This window comes from Arthrobacter sp. H14, assembly GCF_000520495.1.
GTDB lineage: Bacteria > Actinomycetota > Actinomycetes > Actinomycetales > Micrococcaceae > Arthrobacter_C.
Window position 1 is genome coordinate 52,873 of record NZ_KI914621.1, and the last position, 3,528, is coordinate 56,400.

The following is a 3,528-nucleotide window of genomic DNA, read 5'->3' on the forward strand; positions in this document are numbered from 1 at the left end:
CATCGAAAAGTCCGGCATACCTGTGTGCTGACCCACAAGCCGTAAGGAACTGTGATGAGCGAAACGAAGGATGTGGATTCAGGCGCGGCAAAAGGGGAGCCTGGTGAGGCGGGGAATTCCAGATACCCGGTGAAGGAGTCACCGGCTTTACCAAGGAGCAGATCATCAGCGACATCCTTGACCAATATGAAAGCCACCTGCATTTCCTCCATCTGCAGCGCGAGCACCGGGCGGCGGCAGGCAGTCCGGACGAAATTCCGCACTCCACAACGGATCCCGGATAATAGAAGCCCGGATCGACGCCGGAAGCGCCGGCCGTTCCATGGCAACCTTCCAGAGCAATCTCAATTCATAGGAGGAACTCAGTGACTGCACCTGCATCATTGTTCATCGACGGCGCGTGGGCTCCGTCAAGCACCGGCGAGACCCGCGAAGTCCGTTGCCCGGCCGATGGCGAGCTGATCGATACGGTCTCGGAGGCCTCCCCCGAGGATGTCCACCGGGCCATCGCCGCCGCGCGTGCCTCCTTTGACACCGGTCCGTGGCGCTACCTGCCGGCGGCCGAGCGCGGCGATGTGCTCCTCCGAACCGCGGCTATCCTTCGCGAGCGCAGCGACGAATTTGCGACGGCGGAATCCAAGGACACCGGCAAGCGTTTTGTCGAAAGCAAAATCGGTATGGAAGACATCGCCAGCTGCTTTACCTACTTCGGAAAACTGGCCGGGCAGGACGCCGGACGAATGGTCGACGCCGGAAGCCCCGACGTCGTCAGCCGGATCATCTATGAACCTGTGGGAGTCTGCGGTCTAATTGCACCTTGGAATTACCCGCTGTTGCAGGCGTCCTGGAAGGTTGCTCCTGCCTTGGCCGCGGGGAACTCCTTCATCCTCAAGCCGAGTGAATTGACGCCGCATACGTCCATGCTGCTGATGGACGTGCTGACCGAGGCGGGGGTCCCCGCGGGGGTGGCCAATCTGGTCCTGGGAGCCGGTGCCGTGGCCGGTGCTCCGCTGTCCGAGCACCGTGATATCGACATGGTTTCATTCACCGGTGGGCTGGTCACGGGACGACGTATTGCGGCCAGTGCTGCTCCAACCGTGAAGAAAATCGCCCTTGAGCTGGGCGGGAAGAATCCCAACGTCATCTTTGCCGACGCTGATTTCGATGCCGCCGTCGATAATGCGCTCAATGGCGGGTTCGTGGATTCCGGGCAGGTGTGCTCTGCGGGAGCCCGCATCATTGTCGAAGAATCCATCCACGACAAGTTCGTGGATGCGCTCGTGGAGCGGGCACGGAACATAAAACTTGGCGGACCCTTCGACGACACGGCAGAGTCGGGCCCGCTTATTTCCGCCGAGCACCGGGACAAAGTCACCGAGTACGTCCGCAAAGGGATCGCCGAAGGCGCGGAGCTCCGGTGCGGAGGCGCGTGGGGAGAAGGAGAGCTCAAGAACGGCTACTATTACCTGCCCACTGTGCTCGATAATGTGCGTCGCGGCATGTCCGTCGTCGTTGATGAAGGATTTGGGCCGATTGTCACGGTGGAGACCTTCCGCAGCGAAGATGAGGCCGTCGAAACGGCCAACGATACGGACTATGGGCTCGCCGGGGCTGTGTGGACCCAGGACGCAGGGAAAAGCCAGCGCGTCGCCCAGCGGCTGCGACACGGCACGATCTGGATCAACGACTACCACCCCTACCTGCCGCAGGCGGAATGGGGCGGTTTCGGCCACTCGGGATTCGGCCGTGAACTTGGGCAGATGGGCCTGGGCGAATACCAGGAAGCGAAGCATATTTATCACAATCTTCGCCCCGCCGTCACGGGATGGTTCCCGGCGAAATAGCATCAGCACCGGCCGGCGGCCGGGCAACAGGTACGACGGCAATGGACCACGACAAGGAGTGGATGTCTGATGAGCGGAACGGAATTTGACTACGTGGTTATCGGCGGCGGGTCGGCCGGCGCTGCCGTGGCGGCACGGTTGAGTGAGGACCCCAATGTTGAAGTCGCGTTGGTTGAGGCCGGTCCCTCCGACCTGGGCGATGACGTGATTTTGCGCGTTACCCGGTGGATGGAACTGCTCGAATCGGGCTATGACTGGGATTACCCCATCGAGCCGCAGGAGAATGGCAACTCCTTCATGCGGCATGCGCGGGCAAAGGTCCTGGGCGGCTGCTCGTCACACAACTCCTGTATCGCCTTCTGGGCGCCCCGGGAAGACCTGGACGATTGGGAAAAGATGGGAGCTGCGGGCTGGGGATCGGAAGCGACCTACCCGTTGTTCCAACAGCTGGAAAACAACGACCAGGACGGCGACCACCATGGCCATGACGGCCCCGTCCGGATCAGGCAGATTCCCGATGCCGACCCTTGCGGCGTCGCCCTGCTGGACGCCTGCGGGAGCACCGGAATTCCACGCGTTCAGTTCAACGACGGCGTTACAGTCACCAACGGAGCGAACTTCTTCCAAATCAACGTACGGGAAGATGGCGTGCGCTCGTCGTCGTCGGTTTCCTACCTGCATCCAGTTCTGGACCGGCCGAATCTGACGTTGATGACGGGCAGCCGAGCCAAGAAGCTGAATTTCGACGACGACAACAGGTGCACCGGCGTCGATGTCGAGGATGCGGATATGTTCCACACGACGAGCGTTTCGGCACGCCAGGAGGTCATTGTCTCGGCAGGCGCGATCGATTCCCCCAAGCTGCTGATGCTGTCGGGTATCGGGCCGGCGGAGCATCTGGAAGAGGTCGGTATCCAGGTACGGGTGGATTCACCAGGGGTTGGTTCCCATCTGCAGGACCATCCCGAAGGCGTGATTCAGTGGGAAGCGAAACAACCCATGGTCACCGAATCGACGCAGTGGTGGGAAATCGGCATCTTCACCACGACAGAGGAGGGGCTGGACCGTCCGGACCTTATGTTCCACTACGGTTCGGTGCCTTTCGACATGCACACCGTGCGGTGGGGGTATCCGAGCACCGAAAACGGCTTCTGCCTCACACCCAATGTGACCCATGCACGTTCCCGCGGAACTGTCCGGCTGCGCACCATGGATTACCGCGACAAGCCGCTCGTGGACCCGAAATATTTCACCGATCCCCACGATATGCGGGTCATGGTTGCCGGTATTAAACTGGCGCGGAAAATCGTCTCGCAGCCCGGGATGTCCGAATGGGCGGGGGAGGAGCTGTACCCGGGCCAGGAGGTGCAGACGGACGAGCAGATCCAGGAGTACATCAGCAAGACCCACAACACCGTTTATCACCCCGCCGGCACTGTCCGGATAGGGGCGTCCGACGACGACGCCTCACCGCTGGATCCCGAGCTTCGGGTCAAGGGCGTCACCGGACTGCGCGTGGCCGATGCTTCCGTCATGCCTGAGCTGACCACGGTAAATCCAAACATCACAACCATGATGATCGGGGAAAAGTGTGCCCGGATGTTGAAGTCAGCGCGTGTTGGCAGCTAGGGAAGCGTGACAACGCAGGACGTTGAGTGCACCGGCGGGCGGGTTAACGAGCCGA

3 protein-coding genes are annotated in these 3,528 nt (G+C 61.3%); 2 read left to right on the top strand and 1 reads right to left on the bottom strand.

Translation table 11 applies throughout. The features are described from left to right. The coding region (locus Y707_RS32065) for a hypothetical protein (RefSeq protein WP_216699191.1) at positions 1-197 on the bottom strand (197 nt) is incomplete at its 3' end. Between the two features lie 168 nt (positions 198-365). Between Y707_RS32065 and Y707_RS0102560 the strand changes: the two genes are divergently transcribed. Next, positions 366-1,844 carry an aldehyde dehydrogenase family protein gene (locus Y707_RS0102560; RefSeq protein WP_253905033.1) on the top strand — a complete coding sequence of 493 codons (1,479 nt, stop codon included), beginning with the start codon at positions 366-368 and terminating at the stop codon, positions 1,842-1,844. A gap of 69 nt (positions 1,845-1,913) precedes the next feature. After that, positions 1,914-3,473, top strand: a complete 1,560-nt coding sequence (locus Y707_RS0102565) for a GMC family oxidoreductase (protein ID WP_026533915.1) — start codon at positions 1,914-1,916, stop codon at positions 3,471-3,473. Positions 3,474-3,528 lie beyond the last annotated feature (55 nt).